This window comes from Marinibactrum halimedae, assembly GCF_021234875.1.
Lineage (GTDB): Bacteria > Pseudomonadota > Gammaproteobacteria > Pseudomonadales > Cellvibrionaceae > Marinibactrum > Marinibactrum halimedae.
Window position 1 is genome coordinate 21,335 of sequence record NZ_JAJQVM010000030.1, and the last position, 14,872, is coordinate 36,206.

At 45.2% G+C, this 14,872-nt stretch carries 14 protein-coding genes; 11 read left to right on the forward strand and 3 right to left on the reverse strand.

What is annotated here, in order from left to right:
- Positions 1-240 precede the first annotated feature (240 nt).
- The 3 genes from hemL to hemJ form a co-directional block, all read right to left on the reverse strand.
- On the reverse strand, positions 241-1,521 hold the full coding sequence (hemL, locus tag LU351_RS16020; RefSeq protein ID WP_232595100.1) for a glutamate-1-semialdehyde 2,1-aminomutase: 1,281 nt from the start codon (positions 1,519-1,521) through the stop codon (positions 241-243).
- Between the two features lie 306 nt (positions 1,522-1,827).
- Positions 1,828-2,631 (reverse strand): bifunctional hydroxymethylpyrimidine kinase/phosphomethylpyrimidine kinase, encoded by an 804-nt coding sequence (gene thiD / locus LU351_RS16025; protein ID WP_232595101.1) that lies wholly within the window; start codon positions 2,629-2,631, stop codon positions 1,828-1,830.
- Positions 2,632-3,310: 679 nt separating this feature from the next.
- Positions 3,311-3,733: a protoporphyrinogen oxidase HemJ gene (gene hemJ, locus LU351_RS16030; protein ID WP_232595102.1), complete on the reverse strand. Its 423-nt coding sequence runs from the start codon at positions 3,731-3,733 to the stop codon at positions 3,311-3,313.
- A 358-nt stretch (positions 3,734-4,091) separates the two neighbouring features.
- On the opposite strand from hemJ, the gene nrdR reads away from it, so the two are divergent.
- The 11 genes from nrdR (at position 4,092) to LU351_RS16085 (ending at position 14,702) form a co-directional block, all read left to right on the forward strand.
- Positions 4,092-4,556, forward strand: coding sequence for a transcriptional regulator NrdR (nrdR, locus tag LU351_RS16035; RefSeq protein WP_232595103.1), 465 nt, complete (start codon positions 4,092-4,094; stop codon positions 4,554-4,556).
- Positions 4,557-4,630: 74 nt separating this feature from the next.
- Positions 4,631-5,803, forward strand: coding sequence for a bifunctional diaminohydroxyphosphoribosylaminopyrimidine deaminase/5-amino-6-(5-phosphoribosylamino)uracil reductase RibD (ribD, locus tag LU351_RS16040; RefSeq protein ID WP_232595104.1), 1,173 nt, complete (start codon positions 4,631-4,633; stop codon positions 5,801-5,803).
- A 107-nt stretch (positions 5,804-5,910) separates the two neighbouring features.
- Complete coding sequence (locus LU351_RS16045) at positions 5,911-6,582, forward strand: riboflavin synthase (protein WP_232595105.1); 672 nt, start codon at positions 5,911-5,913, stop codon at positions 6,580-6,582.
- A gap of 184 nt (positions 6,583-6,766) precedes the next feature.
- Positions 6,767-7,891, forward strand: a complete 1,125-nt coding sequence (ribBA, locus tag LU351_RS16050; RefSeq protein ID WP_232595106.1) for a bifunctional 3,4-dihydroxy-2-butanone-4-phosphate synthase/GTP cyclohydrolase II — start codon at positions 6,767-6,769, stop codon at positions 7,889-7,891.
- 93 nt (positions 7,892-7,984) lie between these two features.
- Positions 7,985-8,455 (forward strand): 6,7-dimethyl-8-ribityllumazine synthase, encoded by a 471-nt coding sequence (gene ribH, locus LU351_RS16055; RefSeq protein WP_232595107.1) that lies wholly within the window; start codon positions 7,985-7,987, stop codon positions 8,453-8,455.
- Positions 8,456-8,577: 122 nt separating this feature from the next.
- Positions 8,578-9,015: a transcription antitermination factor NusB gene (nusB, locus tag LU351_RS16060; protein WP_232595108.1), complete on the forward strand. Its 438-nt coding sequence runs from the start codon at positions 8,578-8,580 to the stop codon at positions 9,013-9,015.
- A gap of 146 nt (positions 9,016-9,161) precedes the next feature.
- Positions 9,162-10,124: a thiamine-phosphate kinase gene (gene thiL / locus LU351_RS16065; RefSeq protein WP_232595109.1), complete on the forward strand. Its 963-nt coding sequence runs from the start codon at positions 9,162-9,164 to the stop codon at positions 10,122-10,124.
- Positions 10,125-10,375: 251 nt separating this feature from the next.
- Positions 10,376-10,876, forward strand: a complete 501-nt coding sequence (locus LU351_RS16070) for a phosphatidylglycerophosphatase A family protein (RefSeq protein ID WP_232595110.1) — start codon at positions 10,376-10,378, stop codon at positions 10,874-10,876.
- A 52-nt stretch (positions 10,877-10,928) separates the two neighbouring features.
- A complete protein-coding gene (locus tag LU351_RS16075) occupies positions 10,929-11,585 on the forward strand; it encodes a retropepsin-like aspartic protease family protein (protein ID WP_232595111.1) in 657 nt (218 codons plus the stop codon).
- 53 nt (positions 11,586-11,638) lie between these two features.
- Positions 11,639-12,232: a GTP cyclohydrolase II gene (gene ribA, locus LU351_RS16080; protein ID WP_232595112.1), complete on the forward strand. Its 594-nt coding sequence runs from the start codon at positions 11,639-11,641 to the stop codon at positions 12,230-12,232.
- Positions 12,233-12,695: 463 nt separating this feature from the next.
- The gene (locus LU351_RS16085; RefSeq protein WP_232595113.1) at positions 12,696-14,702 is read left to right on the forward strand and encodes an EAL domain-containing protein; all 2,007 of its coding nucleotides are present in this window, start codon (positions 12,696-12,698) and stop codon (positions 14,700-14,702) included.
- Positions 14,703-14,872 lie beyond the last annotated feature (170 nt).

Here is a 14,872-nt window from a genome sequence, read left to right on the forward strand (position 1 = left end):
TCTTGTTGCAAGACATAGTAACTACGGATATAGCAACTACGGATATAGCAACCGGACATAGCAACCGGATATAGCAACTACGGACACAGTAGCAATTCATATCAACAACTCATAACAATAAGCCATAAAGGCAGTACGCAGTAATAATTCTTGATAAAATTCTTAGCAGTCATCGTAAAGCGATAACTTATTTTTTCGCTTTACGATGGTTGATCGTTGATTGCCTTAGTTATTCAGTTTTCATAATGATGAGAAGACTTTTTCTGCTGCATCGAGCGTGAATTGAATGTCTTTCTCCGTATGAGCTGCAGACATGAAACCCGCTTCGTAACTGGCAGGCGCCAGATAAACCCCTTCTTGCAACATACCGTGAAAGAATTTGTTAAAGCGCTCTATGTTGCAATCCATCACTTGCTGATAGTTCGTAATGTGTGGTGCATCGGTAAAGAAAAAGCCAAACATGCTACCAACGTGATTGGTTGTAAATGGAATGTTGGCCGCATTGGCCCTGTCTTGTAAGCCTTCAACTAATAGTGTGGTTTTTTGGGAAAGGCTCTCGTAAAACCCTTCTTCCTGTACCAATCGTAAATTGGTCAAGCCTGCTGCCATTGCGACAGGGTTACCCGATAAGGTGCCGGCTTGGTATACCGGTCCCAGTGGTGCAATGTGTTCCATGACTTCTCGGCGTCCGCCAAAAGCACCCACTGGCATACCGCCTCCCATGACCTTCCCGAGAGTGGTAATGTCAGCAGTTACGCCATAGTGACCTTGTGCGCCGGTAAGGCTAACTCGAAAGCCGGTCATGACTTCATCAATCACTAACAGTGCGCCACTTTTGTCGCACTCTTCACGAAGGGTTTCCAAAAATCCGGGAATAGGGGGCACGCAGTTCATGTTGCCACAAACGGGTTCGGCAATGACGCACGCAATTTGATCGCCCATTTCTTGGAATGCTTTTTTAACGCCTTCAATATCATTGTAGGTGAGGGTAACGGTATGCTGTGCTAAAGCGGCAGGTACCCCTGGGCTGCTCGGTACGCCTAGGGTAAGGGCGCCAGAACCTGCTTTGATGAGTAATGAATCGGAATGACCGTGATAGCAGCCTTCAAATTTGATGATGGTGTCACGGCCTGTAAATCCACGAGCCAAGCGAATGGCGCTCATAGTGGCTTCGGTACCCGAACTTACAAAGCGCACTAAATCCATACCCGGCATAATTTGGCAAAGCTCATCAGCAAGGGTGGTTTCTATTTCAGTCGGGGCGCCAAAGCTTAATCCGTGTTGGACTTTCTCCACTACTGCGGCAATCACTTCAGGGTGGGCGTGACCTAACACCATAGGCCCCCAAGACTGTACGTAATCTACATACTGTTTTCCGTCTGCGTCGTAAATGTAGGCGCCTTTGGCTTTTTCAAAAAATACTGGTGTTCCGCCAACGGCACGAAAAGCGCGCACGGGAGAGTTTACGCCGCCGGGAATGTGTTTTTGAGCGTCTTGAAAAAGTTGTTCTGAGCGATTCATGAAGTAAAATCCTTACTGACAATTGACTTGCTGCCGTGATCTGGTGTCGATGACAATGTTATCGTGGGTAATGTCATCGTGAATAATGTTCTTGTTGATAATAATGCTACCGTTGACGATGTTATACGGATCAAGAAGAAGATTATGACGATTCGTACGCGAACCTCAAAGGGCCAATGAGTGAAAGACAAGGGAATCGTAAAGAGATTGGGGAATTGAAGGGATACTTTGTGTGTGAAAGTATCCTTCGAATATAGGATCAAGCTTGAATCAAAAGCGAGTGGTGTTGTTTTGCTGGGGCGAAAATTAGCGCTTATTGGCCCAGTGTAAACGGTTGGGTGTTTGTTGTCCCATGCCCACTCGACGGCTGGCGTTAAGGTTGTCCCAAGTAAATTGTTGGCCTTGTTCGATGCAATCTCCCACAGACAAACCGTGTGCGGTATAGGCGGCAATACTGGCCGATAAAGTCGAGCCACAACCATGGCTGTGCTTTTGAATTCTAGGCCAGTCAAAGGTTCTGACTAGGCCACGATGATTAAACCACTTGCTGATATAGCTGGTTTGGCTACGTTCACACCCACTGATTAACAAATGTTGGCAGCCGTTTTCTAAAATCTCCGCAGCGCAGGCATCGAGTGTGTCTGCTGACTGCGATAGGGTGTGTGCTTCAATTAAATCTGGCGTTGTAATAGTGGCCCTGGGAAGTAAAAGCGTTTTTACCGCCTGTACCAGGTTATTAATGTGGGTTTCGCTGGCGCCCGTATGAGGGGAAAGGATACAAGGCTCCAAAATTAATGGGACATCAGGGTAGTCATTTAAAATAGAATGCAGGACTTCAACATTATCCACAGAGCCTAAGAACCCTATTTTTACTGCGTGAATTGGCATGTCTTCAAATGTCATTCTCACCTGTTCGATAAGCAAGCTGGATGACATTGGGATAATGTCGTGAACTTCTCGGGTATCTTTTGACAGGACGGTCGAGATGACTGTAGCACAATGTACACCAAGGCTTGCGCAAGTTTCGATGTCGGCTTGTATACCAGAGCAACCGCTGGGGTCATGATAATTAATGCTCAGTACAACGGGGGTATCACCGGTGGTATTCATACGAATCTTGCCTCTATCTAACCCTGTGAACAGCGAACAAAACACGTGAAAAGTATATTTTCATTGTTATCGTGTTGTGTGGAATTATTGTGCTTTCGGCCTTTACATCCAGTTGGCACTTACTATGTTTTTACGTCTGCCAGCTGAACAGTCAAAAGTTTTTATGTTTAACTCGGTGTTTATTTTCCTATCTTATTAATCCGTTTAACTCAGCAAAAAGTTGTTTTACTGATTACTATCTGTCCTTGGGTGTGTGAGAACTTAACATAGGTATTGCGTATTTCTCAATCTCGTGGGACAAGGTAGGAGTTCTTTAAATATTGCGCAATTACACGCTATTTCATATTTGAATCTTTAATCGAACAATTTGTGCTTTCACTATCCCGCCCTAATTAATTGCGTCTGCTCATTGGCTATTGCTGCTTGTAATTAGCAAGACAGGTTTTAGTGTAGTTCAGACTTTCAAATTATTGGTAGGTACTGTGGGTTAAATATTTTTTGAGTTAATGAAAAGGCTTATATCTGTTTGTGTGTGCCGTTATGAACAGCACACACAATGCCAGAGGCAACAAGGAGAACGAGTGTCTTGCAAACGTATTGGAGACGGTGAATCTTTCGTCGTGTCTGAATTTGTTGGCGCAAAAATCGTTTTTTGAGATTTTGATTTGCTATGTTGAGTTTAAAACGGCTTAACCACCACTAAAATGACGATACCTAGTAAAAAAATGACGGGTACTTCATTGAACCATCGGTAAAACACATGTGAGCGAGTATTTTCGTCGCGAGCGAATCGCTTCACCATGGCCCCACACATGTGGTGGTAGCCTATGAGAAGAACAACCAGTGTTAATTTGGCATGAAACCATCCTGATGAAAAATAGTAACTGGGACTGGCGCTCACTAACCACCCCCCGAAGATGATAGTGGCAATGATCGATGGTGTACCGATACCGCGATACAATTTTTTCTCCATAATTTTAAAGCGTTCTTTTCCCGCTTCGTCTTCTGTGTTGGCGTGGTAGACAAACAAACGTGGAAGATAAAACAACACGGCAAACCAACTGACCATTGAAACAATATGAAGCGCTTTTACCCAAAGCATGAAGACTCCTTAATAAGTGAAGTGGTTTAATCACCATGATTATGGTTTCGATTATATAGGTTTGGTTTCTTGTACCGATTAAACTGTAATCGGGGTTAATACGATTGTACTGAATTTTATGTCGCCAATAGAAACGTCACCAATACAAACAATGTGATTATTGCGGTAGTGGCCTGTGTGCAGTGACCTGTGTTTTGATTCTCTTTTTCCAACGGAGAGATCTTTCATGAGGTGTCTTTTAGGTAATGATGAGCCTTTCTGTAAGAGCCCTCCTGAAAATGTGTTACTAGAAATGCCTACCTAGAAATGTGCTACTATGCGCCCAATTTCATTCATTACCAGTTAGGTAGAACGGTTTATGCATTGCCCTTTTTGCGGAGCCGAGGATACAAAGGTCATTGATTCACGTTTGGTGGCCGAAGGTGACCAGGTGCGTCGTCGACGCGAATGTCAGTCTTGTAAGGAGCGTTTTACCACCTATGAGGTGGCAGAGCTGTTAATGCCTCGGGTCATTAAGCAAGATGGCACGAGAGAGCCGTTTGATGAGACTAAACTACGCTCTGGCTTGCATCGTGCGCTTGAAAAACGGCCAGTCAGCACAGAGTCTATCGAAAAAGCAGTTTCTCAAATTAAACATTACCTTCAGGCCACAGGTGAGCGAGAGATTAAATCTCGTGTGGTTGGTGAACAAGTTATGAGCATGTTGCGCCAATTGGATGAGGTGGCCTATGTACGGTTTGCATCGGTATATCGTCGCTTTAAAGATCTTAATGAATTTCGCCAAGAGATTGATCGTTTAAAAAGTGAAGATGTTCAAGAGTAATCCGATGCACGCTTTCTTGTTGCGGTTTTCCCCTTCATAGCACTTCTTATTATTCTGCTTGGGTTGTTTTATTCATGACTTCATCGGTGTCTTTTCAGTTTTCAACTTTAGATTGCCAGTATATGGCGCGAGCACTACGGCTTGCCGAGAAAGGGTGGTATAGCACCATGCCTAATCCTCGGGTGGGGTGTGTTCTCGTAAAAGATGAAAAGGTGATCGGTGAAGGGTATCACCAGCGTGCGGGGCAAGCCCATGCTGAAATTAATGCCTTAAATAGTGTGGCTAACCTCAATGACATTAAAGGGGCGACCGCCTATGTCACCCTAGAGCCTTGTAGTCATTATGGCCGGACCGGGCCTTGTTCAGATGCATTAATCAACGCGGGTGTTAAGCGTGTGGTGTATGCCATGGCAGACCCTAATCCGAAAGTGGCACACCATGAGCAGGGCAGTGGTATTGAGAGGATGCGGCGGGCCGGTTTGGTAGTAGAGGGGCCGTTGATGGAAGCCCAAGCAGAGGCATTAAACCGGGGTTTTTTGCATCGAATGCGCACAGGTCGACCACGCGTGGTGTGTAAATTGGCGATGAGTTTGGATGGTCGTACGGCGATGGCATCAGGGGAAAGTCAGTGGATTACCGGCCCAGATGCGCGTAAAGAGGTGCAAACATTACGTGCACAAAGCTGTGCCATCGTGACAGGTTGGTCTACCGTGAAAGTGGATGGTGCACGTATGACGGTGCGTTCTAATGAACTTCCATCGAATGTCGCGATGTCCGTTGGTGATCGTCAGCCGCTACGTGTGGTGCTCGACAGCCAAACACAGCTACAAGGGGATGAACCCTTGTTTCAAGCCGAAGGCCCCGTGCTTTGGGTGAGCGGCTTACTTGAGCCAGTGAGCCAAGTGGCGACATCGCGCTCTACGCTCCCTACGCTCCGTTCTACTGTCGAACACATGAGCGTTCCTCTGCACGATGGGCACATCAATCTTATTCGAATGTTAGAAGAACTGGGCCGTCGAGAATGCAATAACGTATTGGTGGAGGCGGGCTCAACGCTAGCGGGTGCTTTTGTGCAGGCGGGGCTGGTGGATGAGCTCAGGGTTTACATGGCGCCCACGCTGATGGGCAGTACCGCGCAGCCATTACTGACGTTGCCTATTGCCTCAATGTCAGATCAGCGGCCTTTAAACATTGAGTCGATTACTGCGATTGGGAAAGACTGGCGCATCATTGCGATGCCGTCATGACATTGCCGTCATGACATTGCGATACCCGCATAAATGAACGGTAACACCCGCATGATTGAAAAGTCGGTTGTGTTGAACAAAAAATTTAAAAGGAGCATGAAGTAACCATGTTTACCGGTATCGTGGAAGCTGTGGGCGAGATTATGGCCACTGAGCCAAAAGATGGTGATTTACGCGTGCGTGTAAAAACCCATGGGCTGGACTTAACAGATGTGGCCATGGGGGATTCTATTGCTACGAATGGGGTGTGTTTGACGGTGGTTGGTTTACCCGGAGATGGTTATTGGGCCGATGTATCGGTTGAAACCATAGGGTTAACCACCGTTAAACATTGGAAGGTGGGCTCAAGAGTCAATTTGGAAAAAGCATTAACGCCCCAATCTCGTCTGGGAGGACATATTGTCAGTGGGCACGTGGATGGTATTGGTCGTGTTGTGAGCCGTCATTCGGATGCTCGAGCCGAGCGTTTTCGGCTAAAAGCTCCCGACTCGCTGGCAAAATACATTGCCCATAAAGGGTCGATTACGATTGATGGCACCAGCTTGACGGTGAATGCAGTAGATGGTGCGGAATTTGAGTTGGCCATTGTACCGCACACCCTTTCTGAAACCATTATTGGTCAATACCAGACTGGCACCGAAGTGAACTTGGAGGTAGATCTCATCTCTCGATATTTAGAACGTTTGTTGTTGGGAGAGGCAGCAGCGCAGCCAGGTGTTTCGAGTCATGCGATTACGGAAGGCTTTTTGGCGGAACACGGTTTTACCGGAAAACGTTAGCGTGTCGTGGTGCTCGTAACCACTTAATAACATAGCCACTTAATAACATAGAAATTTATATAACGACTCAATCACCACTTTATTAATCACTACCTCAGTAATTACTGAATAACTATTGAATAACAACTTTAATAACAACTTAGCTTATAACTACTTAATAACTACGAGCCTGAATGGGTCATTTATGCAACTAAACACTATTGAAGAGATTATCGACGATATTCGCCAAGGTAAGATGGTCATTTTGATGGATGATGAAGACCGTGAAAACGAAGGTGATTTAATTATGGCGGCGGATCATGTTCGCCCCGATGATATTAATTTTATGGCGACCCATGCTCGTGGACTGATTTGTCTGACGCTTACCGAAGACCGTTGTCGTAAACTCGATCTCCCATTGATGGTTCGGGACAATCGTGCACAGCACTCCACCAATTTCACAGTCTCTATTGAAGCGGCTGAAGGCGTGACTACGGGTATTTCTGCGGCGGATCGTGCTCGCACAATTCAGGCTGCGGTTTCGCCGGATGCGCAGCCCCAGGATATTGTTCAACCTGGTCATATCTTTCCATTGATGGCTCAAGCTGGTGGTGTGCTGAGCCGTGCAGGGCATACTGAAGCCGGTTGCGATTTAGCGAGGCTGGCCGGACGCGAACCAGCAGCGGTGATTGTGGAAATCATGAATCAGGACGGCAGTATGGCTCGTCGCCCTGATTTAGAAGCGTTTGCCCAAGAGCATGACTTAAAAATTGGCACCATCGCAGACCTCATTCATTATCGTTCTGTAAAAGAAAAAACGGTTGAGCGTGTGAATGAACGCAATGTGGATACCGTTTTTGGTAACTTTGATTTGTTCACTTATCGCGACCTTGCCACCCGTGACCTGCATTTTGTGTTATCCAAAGGTCACATTGATGGAGACACCCCTGTACCTGTGAGGGTTCACGTATTGGATATTGCTCGTGATGTACTTGCCATTCTGAGGGAGTCGGATAAAAAGATTAAACCTTGGAGCTTTCATGAAGCCCTGAAATATGTGGAAAAAGAAGGTGCCGGAGTGGTGGTATTAATTTGCCACAATCAGGCTTCCAGTGAAGTGGAAGATGCGATCGACTGGCTGCTATCGGGCAAACAACCCCAAGCCAGCCCAGATGTGGTCTATCGTCAAATCGGTACTGGGGCGCAAATGTTGCGCGATGTGGGGGTGCGAAAAATGAAAGTGATGTCGGCACCGTTAAAATTCTCTGCCGTTTCGGGCTTTGAGCTGGAAATGACAGAGCGATTAGACTGCCCAACCGATAGCGAATAACTACAGGGCGAAAGAGCGGTAAGAAAACTGCATCGCAGGGAAACAAATCCGCTAGAATACGCGTTTTTTAAAAATCAGATTTTGGGAAAAAAGATGTCAAATATTACTGTGGTAGAAGGCGATTTTCGCTCAGTAACGGGGAAATATGCCCTGATTGTCAGCCGTTGGAATAGCTTTGTGGTAGAAAGCTTGAAAGAGGGGGCGCTGGATACATTGCGCCGTCATGGTGTGGATGACAGTAATATCACCATTTATTACGTTCCGGGTGCATTTGAGTTTCCGTTGGCAGCACAACGCATTGCCGCAAAAGGTGAATTTGATGCCATTATTGCGTTGGGTGCGGTCATTCGTGGTGGTACACCACACTTTGACTATGTGGCTGGTGAGTGTACGAAGGGCTTAGCTCAGGTATCACTGTCTGCCGATGTACCCGTCACCTTTGGTGTTCTTACTGTCGATTCCATTGAGCAGGCCATTGAGCGTTCGGGCACGAAAGCCGGAAATAAAGGTGAAGAAGCAGCCAAAACGGCATTAGAAATGGTGTCGCTGCTGTCACAGGTGTAAGCCCTTAGAGAAAGCGGGTTTCATACGCGTCATCAGCGATTTCATAGAAGCCCGTTATTTCTCGTTTTGTTTTTGTAAATCGTTTTTTGTAAACCGTTCTTTGTAAATTGAGTGATAAATTCATGAGTGTTTCTCCAGCTGCGCGTCGTAAAGCGCGGCATTATGCTATGCAAGCCCTGTATCAATGGCACATGACCGGTGCTGCGCTAAACATCATTGAGGCCGAGTTTCGTACCGACTACGACATGAAGCCAGTGGATGTTGTCTACTTCAGGGAGCTTCTGCATCGCATTCCTGCCAATGTGTCTGATATCGATAGCCAGTATAAAGACTTCCTTCAGGGGCGCAGTCTCGAAGAGTTAGACCCGGTGACTTTAGCTTTATTGCGCATGGCCACCTACGAGCTGAAAGAGCGTATTGATGTTCCCTACAAAGTCGTCATCAACGAGGCGGTGTCTCTGGCGAAAAAATTTGGTGCGACGGATGCACACAAGTTTATTAACGGTGTACTGGATAAAGCGGCACAAAAACTGCGTGGCGCCGAAGTGAATGCGGGATGAAGCGAGTGTCGGATGAAGTAAATATAGGATGAGGTGAACATAGGACGGTGTCAGAGTTGTTTGATGTTTCATCCGATGACATCACCGCGTTTGGCGATATAACGAAACAGTAGTAACAAACGGCATAACGACTAAGGGGAAGCAGAGTGTCGGTGGGTGAGTTTCAGCTAATTCAAGAGTACTTTGCAAAAGAATTGAGCGCTTTTGGGGTCAATTTGGGTATTGGCGATGACTGTGCGTTGTTGACGGTACCGGAGGGGCGCCAATTGGCCGTGTCAATGGATACCCTTGTTGGGGGTGTTCACTTTCCCAAAAACGCCGACCCAGAGCTGATCGCAGAGCGTGCTGTCCGTGTGTGTGTTAGTGATTTGGCGGCCATGGGTGCTGAGCCGTTATGGTTTACTCTAGGCCTTACCATGCCCAGCAGTGAGAGCAATTGGCTTTCAGGGTTTAGCCGAGGCTTATTCAAAGCGGCATCCGAGTACAATATTAGCTTAGTGGGAGGAGACACCACGAGCGGGCCTTTGGCCATTACACTCCAGGTACATGGCTCGGTCTTACCCGATAAGGCACTCCAACGTTGCAATGCCCGAGTTGGTGACGTTATTTTCGTCACTGGTAATCTAGGCGATGGTGCAGCGGCGCTGGCGGTCATTAAAAAAGAGTTTGAGGTAGGCAAGTCCGCTTTTGCCTATTTAATGAGCCGCTATTACACCCCTAAGGCTCGAATCCGTGAAGGCCAGTTGTTGACCAAAATTGGACATGCCGCGATAGATGTCTCAGATGGTTTATTGGCAGACCTTGGCCATATTTGCAAAGCCAGTGGTGTGGCCGCCGTGATTGAGGCCGAGCGCCTCCCTATTTCTGACCCCGTCAAAAAGCTTTGTGACCCTGATACTGCCATGACGTGGGCGTTGACCGGAGGGGATGATTATGAACTCTGTTTTACCATTCCACCAAGTCGTTTGAGGGTGTTTGAAGACCTTCAGGCCAAATACAACTTTGATTGCACGGCAATCGGGGAGATTGTGTCAGGTGATGGTGTGTCGTGTCTTAGTGAAGGACGAGTAGTACTTCCCCCCAAGTCGGCAGGTTATGAGCATTTTTAATCTTTAAGATGGGTAGCGTTTGGTTTTGGTGAAGTGAGGTGTGTGAGCCAGATGTGAGCGAGTAAAGTACTCTGGGCCAAATCCGGGCTATTCAGTTTTAGATGTTCTTCCTAATAACCATTAGATCTTAACCATTAGATCTTAACCATTAGATCTTAACCATTAGATCTTAACCATTAGATCTTAGCCATTACAGCAAAGAGCGAAATAGAAACGCCCCAGCAGTATTTGGGATGTGAGTGTTGTATTTTATGTCTGCATCGAAAAAATCCATCAATACCCCCTCATTCAAACAGATATTGACTAACCCTTGGCATTTTTTTGCTTTTGGGTTTGGTAGTGGTTTATCTCCCAAAGCACCCGGTACGGTAGGCACACTTGCGGCAATTCCCTTATGGTGGGCAATGCAGTCGCTACCTTTTGGTGTGTTGGTAGGCATTATTACCGTCAGTTTCGTATTAGGGGTGTGGGTCTGTGCGCAATCTTCACGCCAGTTGCAAGTCCATGACCACCCAGGCATTGTGTGGGATGAATTTGTAGGCTATTGGATTACGATGTTAGCCGCTCCTAAAGAGTGGTGGTGGATAATCGTCGGCTTTGGCCTTTTCCGTTTTTTCGACATTATAAAGCCTTGGCCCATTGGTTGGGTCGATCGGCGTGTTAAAGGCGGGTTTGGCATTATGGTGGATGATGCCATTGCCGGTATTTTAGCGGCTCTCGTGCTTTATATGTTGACTTTGTTGGTTGTGTAAGAGTATTTGAATACAAGAGTGTTTGAACAAACAAGGATAGAGAGGTTGATTTATGAAAGGCGTAACACGCTTATGGGGAGTGGTCGGAGTGTGGCTGTTGGCAATGTTGATGTCTGCTGGGGCCATTGCCAATAAAATTACGGTGAAAGGGTTGTTTGCAGGCAGTGCGGTGCTAGAAATAAATGGACAACAGCGCTTGTTGAAGCAAGGCAAAACCAGCCCAGAGGGCGTTAAGTTGATTTCGGCTAACAGTAAAATGGCGGTGGTGGAAGTGAGTGGCCAGCGTCATACCCTTAAGTTGAGCCAGGGTATTGCGGGTGCTTATAAGGCTCCCGAGAAAAAAGACGTGAGAATCCTGTCTAGCCAGGGCGGGCACTTCTATACCAATGGGAATATCAATGGTCAATCGGTTAACTTTTTGGTGGATACCGGGGCAACCTTTATTTCCATGAATCAATCCACTGCAGATCGATTGAATATTGATTATCGCTCGGGCAGGCGTGCTCAGTCCCATACCGCCAATGGTATGGCGCAAATTTACGTGGTTAGCCTTCGGGCCGTTGAGATTGGAGGATTGGTGGTGAACAATGTCCAAGCATCTGTGCATTTAGGATCATCACCAGAAACCGTTTTGTTGGGAAATAGCTTCCTCAGCAAAATGAATATGAAGACCGAAGGTAACGTTCTGATTTTGAGCAGTAAAATATAAAATACAATGAGTTACCGATGGCAGTTTCTTGAGTTGAGAATTGAGGTTTTTGAGTGACGGTTAAATTTATTGAATCCTGTAAGTTGCCTACACCGTTTGGCATTTTTGATATGCATGGCTTTCAGGATGAGCAAGACCCAACAAAAGAGCATGTTGTGTTAACGATGGGGGACATTAAACTCGATGAGCCTGTGTTGGCACGAGTGCATTCAGAGTGTTTAACCGGAGATGGGTTGTTCAGCTTACGTTGCGACTGCGGTGCGCAGTTGCAGGCCGCGATGCATAAAATTTCACAAGAAGGGCGTGGTGTAATCTTTTACTTGCGGCAAGAGGGGCGAGGCATTGGTTTATTAAATAAAATCCGTGCTTACCATTTGCAAGATGCCGGGGCCGATACCGTTGAGGCTAACGAGCGTTTAGGCTTTGGGGCAGATATGCGTGACTATCGTATGCTTCGCCCTATGCTAGATCACTTTGGTATACGACAGTTACGGTTAATGACGAATAACCCAAGAAAAGTGAATGCTTTAACAGACTTGGGAATTGATGTGGTTGAGCGTATGCCTCATGAAACTGGGCGTAACCCTCATAATGCCGACTATTTAAGAACGAAAAAAGGAAAGTTAGGTCATTTGTTAGATGAGTAAGCAGAGTTACCTGAATTTGTTGAGACAGTAACGACTAATAAGGCCAGAGAGTGCGGCAAAAATTTTGAGGTTGTTCAAAATGTTACAGTCTTTCAGGCTATTTGCTTTATAAATTAGATTTATAAGCAACCCTTCTTATGACGACTGGTGTGTAGAGAGTCTTTCCCTAGTCGTTTTTCACCTTTGATTTTTTATATTAATTTTCTAGTCTTCTTTTTTCTTTATTATTTCCACTCGTAATACATGTTTTTATTGCCATTAATTATGGTGCCAATCGAACTTTGTTGTATGGTTAATGAAGATTTTGGCGAGAGATAGTGAATGCTGTCACCAAAAACTTCTAATTATCGTATTTAGTTTCCACTGATTCATTGCGTTCAAACTGTTTAGAGTAATTGCAGATAGATCTCATAATTCTTGGGTATAATCAATGGATACAGATGCGCTCATTTACGGATGGCACATGAATCCCCAATTCAAAGATCGGCGAAAACAGTTACATCTTACACACCTGCGTAAACGTCAATGGTTGGTGATTTGTGTCGTCTATATCTTTTCTATGATCTGTTTTTCGGAGTTTATCTACCGTATGGGGGCGGCAAAAATTCTCGATATGGTTGATTCTCGTATGGATACACTTGCTGCCGTCGTACCTTTAGTACTGGGGGAGCGTTATTTTGATAGTTTGAGTTTCGATCCCAGTTTGTATTTGGATGAGCGTACTTTTGATCAAGGTCGGGATGCACTAAATGTTTTATTGGATTCATCCACATCGGAAATGATCAATGTAGAGGCGTTGTTTGTTGTCGTAGAATATGAGAGGAAAGTGTATGTAGTGGCAACCTCTCGAAAAAAGCACCCTCTCAGTGGTAATCGCGTTAAGCCTTTTGTTAATTGGGCATTAACCAATAATGCATTGATGTCGTCGTTTCAATCATCTAAGCCACACTATGTGAATGCTAATCGCTCTTTTGGCCAATATCGTAGCCTTTATCTACCCTATGAGTTTGCCAATGGGCTACGCACGGTAGTGGGTGTCGAGGTCAGTGCCAGTGAGGTGGCACGTATTCATTCTCTGATGAGGTGGCTGGCATTATTTTCTGTTGGGTTTTTGGCATTTTTGGGTCTGCCATTTATCTTATTCTCTCGATCCAGTTTGAAAAATGAAATCATTGCATTAACCACGGATTCATTAGTGGGATTACCAAATCGTATGGCCTTGATGAGTGACATTGGGCGTTTTAATGAAGCCACAGTGGCGATGATCAATATCAATGGTTTTTCAAAAATCAATTTTAGCTATGGATCTGCGGCAGCAGACAATATTCTCTCTCAAGTAGCCCAATCAATACAGTCATATTTTTCTGATGAAAATGATATCCGAGTTTATCGTTTAGCGGCAGATCGATTTGGTGTGTTGGTACCTCGTTGTGTTTCTAATTTTGAAATGAACAGCTTATTTCGTACTTTGGCTGACCAGTTACATGCTCAATCCTTTTCGTTTCCAGGAAAAGCCACAGGCAGTTTGAGGTTTGTGATTGGCGTTGCCAATTCTAATGCTGGGCCAGTGCTAAATTTATTAACCTATGCCAATTTGGCGATTATCGAAGCGAATATCGAGCAAGTAGAATTTAAGGTGCTTAGTGAGTACCAACAATTGCCGAATGTTTTTCAGCGAGAATTGCGCATTACTCAAAAAGCGGTGGAATCACTAAAAAACAATGGTGTAACACCCTATTTTCAGCCAGTGTTTCGAGCAGAAGACTTTACGGTTGTGCACTATGAAGTGTTATTGCGCATTGAAGATAATATGGGAAAGTCCATCGCTCGTCCCGATGAAATGCTAACGTTACTCAGACAGCAACGCTTGGAATTGACGGTCACAAAGCAGTTGTTGGAAAAATCATTGAAGATTGCTCATAGGCATAACTTGTGTTGCTCGTTTAATTTATCTCCTTCGTTATTACAACAAGATCCCGCCTTAGAAATGCTTGCCTCTTACATGCGAAACTACAGCAAGCATATGATGTTTGAATTGGCAGAAAACGAAGCATTGTTATACCGTGATGTGACTCAAGATTTTTTTCGTGAAGCAAAAAAAATAGGTGTGCCTATTGGCATTGATGAATTTGGAAAGCAGTTTTCAAATGTAGACCGGCTTATTTCCTTGCAGGTGGATTTTATCAAAATTGACGGACGATTGGTTTCTAGAATCACGCAAAATCAGGGTGTTCATAATACTGTAAAGGGTTTGATTGAGCTGGCCAACCAGCAAGGTATTGATACTGTTGCACAGCATTGCGAAAGTGAGCATGTGGTAGATGCCGTTAAACAGCTTGATGTGGTCTATTTGCAGGGGTTTTATCTCTGCCAGCCCATGAATCAAGAGGCGTTGGAGCAGTTTCTCCTCCGCCAAAATGAACAAGTCAATGAGTTGGATATAAAAGACCCTAGTATAAATAAAGGATGAATGCTTATTTCTATTTTTTGTAGGCGTTTTTTACTGGCGTTTTTACAGACGTTTTTACAGAAAAGCTCTTGTAAAGAGCCACTGCTAGTGTGGAAAGAAAATATGGTAGAGTAATAAAAAGATTTAAGGGTTTGCAAAAAAGAAAAGCATCAGCATCCTTGCCGATTTTT

What these genes read in the sequence shown, in the direction of transcription:
- hemL (WP_232595100.1), bottom strand. Translation starts at nt 1,521, where the DNA reads ATGAATCGCTCAGAACAACTTTTTCAAGACGCTCAAAAACACATTCCC.
- thiD (WP_232595101.1), bottom strand. Translation starts at nt 2,631, where the DNA reads ATGAATACCACCGGTGATACCCCCGTTGTACTGAGCATTAATTATCAT.
- hemJ (WP_232595102.1), bottom strand. Translation starts at nt 3,733, where the DNA reads ATGCTTTGGGTAAAAGCGCTTCATATTGTTTCAATGGTCAGTTGGTTT.
- nrdR (WP_232595103.1), top strand. Translation starts at nt 4,092, where the DNA reads ATGCATTGCCCTTTTTGCGGAGCCGAGGATACAAAGGTCATTGATTCA.
- ribD (WP_232595104.1), top strand. Translation starts at nt 4,631, where the DNA reads ATGACTTCATCGGTGTCTTTTCAGTTTTCAACTTTAGATTGCCAGTAT.
- LU351_RS16045 (WP_232595105.1), top strand. Translation starts at nt 5,911, where the DNA reads ATGTTTACCGGTATCGTGGAAGCTGTGGGCGAGATTATGGCCACTGAG.
- ribBA (WP_232595106.1), top strand. Translation starts at nt 6,767, where the DNA reads ATGCAACTAAACACTATTGAAGAGATTATCGACGATATTCGCCAAGGT.
- ribH (WP_232595107.1), top strand. Translation starts at nt 7,985, where the DNA reads ATGTCAAATATTACTGTGGTAGAAGGCGATTTTCGCTCAGTAACGGGG.
- nusB (WP_232595108.1), top strand. Translation starts at nt 8,578, where the DNA reads ATGAGTGTTTCTCCAGCTGCGCGTCGTAAAGCGCGGCATTATGCTATG.
- LU351_RS16070 (WP_232595110.1), top strand. Translation starts at nt 10,376, where the DNA reads ATGTCTGCATCGAAAAAATCCATCAATACCCCCTCATTCAAACAGATA.
- LU351_RS16075 (WP_232595111.1), top strand. Translation starts at nt 10,929, where the DNA reads ATGAAAGGCGTAACACGCTTATGGGGAGTGGTCGGAGTGTGGCTGTTG.
- LU351_RS16085 (WP_232595113.1), top strand. Translation starts at nt 12,696, where the DNA reads ATGAATCCCCAATTCAAAGATCGGCGAAAACAGTTACATCTTACACAC.